The sequence below is a fragment of the Hamadaea sp. NPDC051192 genome (assembly GCF_040682475.1).
Classification (GTDB): domain Bacteria; phylum Actinomycetota; class Actinomycetes; order Mycobacteriales; family Micromonosporaceae; genus Hamadaea; species Hamadaea flava.
The window spans coordinates 1-2370 of sequence record NZ_JBFBAZ010000286.1 but is presented as its reverse complement, the minus strand read 5'-3'; the positions used below and the strand labels follow the sequence as shown (position 1 = coordinate 2370).

Below are 2370 nucleotides of genomic sequence, written 5' to 3'. Positions count from 1 at the left end.
TGTCCGCGTACGAGCTCACATGTCGGCGGGGGTACGACCTGACGTGTCGGTCTCCGGCGGCGACGATCATGACATGGTGGGTCCGTCGGGCGCCAGCCGGTCCTTGAGCCGGTAGCTGGGGCCGTTGATGGACAGTACGGCGCAGTGGTGCAGGAGCCGGTCGAGAATGGCGGTTGCCAAAACGTCGTCAGAGAACACCGCTCCCCACTCCGAGAACGCCTTATTCGAGGTGAGAATGATGCTGCCGCGCTCATATCTGCGTGAGACCAATTGGAAGAACATGTTGGCTTCCGCGCGATCCAAGGGCAGGTAGCCTACCTCGTCAACAACGAGGACCGCAGGGCGCAGATATGCCTGGAGCTGGCGGGCGAAACGATTGGCGCGTTCTGCTTCTTTCAGCTTGCGGACGAGGTCGTCGAGGGTGGTGAAGTAGATCGAGTATCCGGCTTTGCATGCCGCGATGGCCAGGCCGACGGCCAGGTGCGTTTTGCCTACTCCGGGCGGCCCGAGCAGGGCGGTGTTGGATTTCGCGTCGACGAATGACAAGGTGGCCAGGTCGCGGATTTTGCGCGTGTCCAGCTCTGGTTGGAAAGCGAACTCGAAATCGTCGAGGGTCTTGTGATGCGGCAGGCCGGACAGCTTCAGCGCGGTGCGGAACCGGCGCCCGTCGCGTTCACCGAGTTCTTCCTCGAGGGCCAGGTCGAGGAAGTCCAGATAGCCCATCTTCGTGTCCTCGGCCCGGCGCAGCAGGATATCGATCTGGTCGGCGATGTGCGGCAGGCCGAGTTTGGCGGCGGTGGTCCGGATGCGGGTGCTGGTCAACTGGCTCAACGGGTTTCCTTCACGGTCGTGGGTGAGGTGAGGCCGGCGGCGGTGTCGTAGCTGGACAACGGGCGACGCGAGACCGGGATCTGGGCCGCGGCGCTGCGGGTGAGCAGCACCGCCAAGGGGTTGGGGCCGCCCTGCTCGTCATCGCGGTCGTGGCGCGCCGGTGAGACGGGCGCATCGAGGGTGGTGGCGCGGGTGTGCCCGTCGGGCAGCCCGTCCCAGTGCGCCTCGTCGACGACCCAGCTGCCGGCCTGGGTGGCCCGCGGGTGCGCGGCCAGGAGGGTGACCCCGACCTCGTCGGGGGCCAGGGCGTGGATGGTGACCATCGACGCGGTGGCGCGGATCTCGACCTGCTGCCCGGCGCGGATCTTGCGGGCCGGAACGGAGTACAGGCTGGCCTGGAACGACACCAGGCAGTCCTTGCCCACCCGGCGCAGGTGCTTGTCCGCGACCAGATACGGCCGAGCCGGCAGGGCCAGGAGCCGGTTGCGGTCACGGGTGGCGCGCACCGCGATGACCTCGCCGTGGGTGCGGTGGGTCTGGGCCCGGCGGATCGGCAGCCACGCGTCGAATGCCGCCTGCAGGTCGTCGAGGCTGTCGAAGACCCGGCCGGTGATCACATGATCGCGCACAATGGCGACCTGGCGTTCGACGCGGCCTTTGCCGGTCGGGCGATAGGCGGCCAGGACGTCGATGGCGAACCCGTAGTGGTCGGCGAACGCGGCGGCTTGCGGATGCAGCGGAACCGCCGCCCCCGGAGCGACGTGGCGGCGCACGACGGTCTTGGTCCGGTCGTACACGATCGCGCCGGGTACCCCGCCGAAGTGGGAGAACGCCTGACGGTGGCAGTCCCAGAACGACGCCATGTCCATGCTGGTGGTGAAGCAGCAGAACGGGTCACGCGAATACGACAACGTCATATGGAAGGAGTACACATTCCCGATCCCGGCGACGAGGGTGCCTTCTTCACCCCAATCGACTTGGGCCTGCGACCCGGGTGTCACCTCGAACCGGCGATGCAACCCGGCCATATCGTCGGACAAGACACCCAATTCGGCGAGAATCCGCGGCCGGGCTTCCTGCAGATACATCTTCACCCGCTGGTAATTGCCGGTGAAACCGTACTGCGCGACAAGCCGCTCGTGGATCACCGACCCTTTCAGCCTCGGTTCGGCCCGCAGCCACGCATCCACCACGTCGACGAATGGGGTGATGACTTTCGGCTGGCTGCCCATTCGAGACGGCGCCCGCGGTGGTGTCGATGGCGAGTCGGGGTCCAAGTACTTCTTCACCGTTCGCCAATCACAGCCAGTCTCTCTGGCGATCTCAGCGAACGTCGCGCCCGCCGCGTGCAATGCGCGGAACCGGCGGATATCCATCCAACCTCCCGGATCGAGGATCATGGAAAGCAGTCACCCTTCGGATCTCATGCCTGGCAGCATTCAAGATCCGAAGGGTGACCCACTCTCCCGGCCACACCACCGGAGACCGACCTACACGTGAGCCCGTACACACACCGTCACGTCAGGCCGTACGCGGACA

The 2370-nt window shown here is 66.2% G+C and carries 2 protein-coding genes; both read right to left on the bottom strand.

What is annotated here, in order from left to right:
- Positions 1-66: 66 nt before the first annotated feature.
- Positions 67-831 carry an IS21-like element helper ATPase IstB gene (gene istB, locus AB0M47_RS42600; protein WP_363424714.1) on the bottom strand — a complete coding sequence of 255 codons (765 nt, stop codon included), beginning with the start codon at positions 829-831 and terminating at the stop codon, positions 67-69.
- Positions 828-2207: an IS21 family transposase gene (gene istA, locus AB0M47_RS42595; RefSeq protein ID WP_363424711.1), complete on the bottom strand. Its 1380-nt coding sequence runs from the start codon at positions 2205-2207 to the stop codon at positions 828-830. Before istA ends, istB begins: the two co-directional genes overlap by 4 nt.
- Between the last annotated feature and the right edge of the window lie 163 nt (positions 2208-2370).

What these genes read in the sequence shown, in the direction of transcription:
- istA (WP_363424711.1), bottom strand. Translation starts at nt 2,207, where the DNA reads ATGGATATCCGCCGGTTCCGCGCATTGCACGCGGCGGGCGCGACGTTC.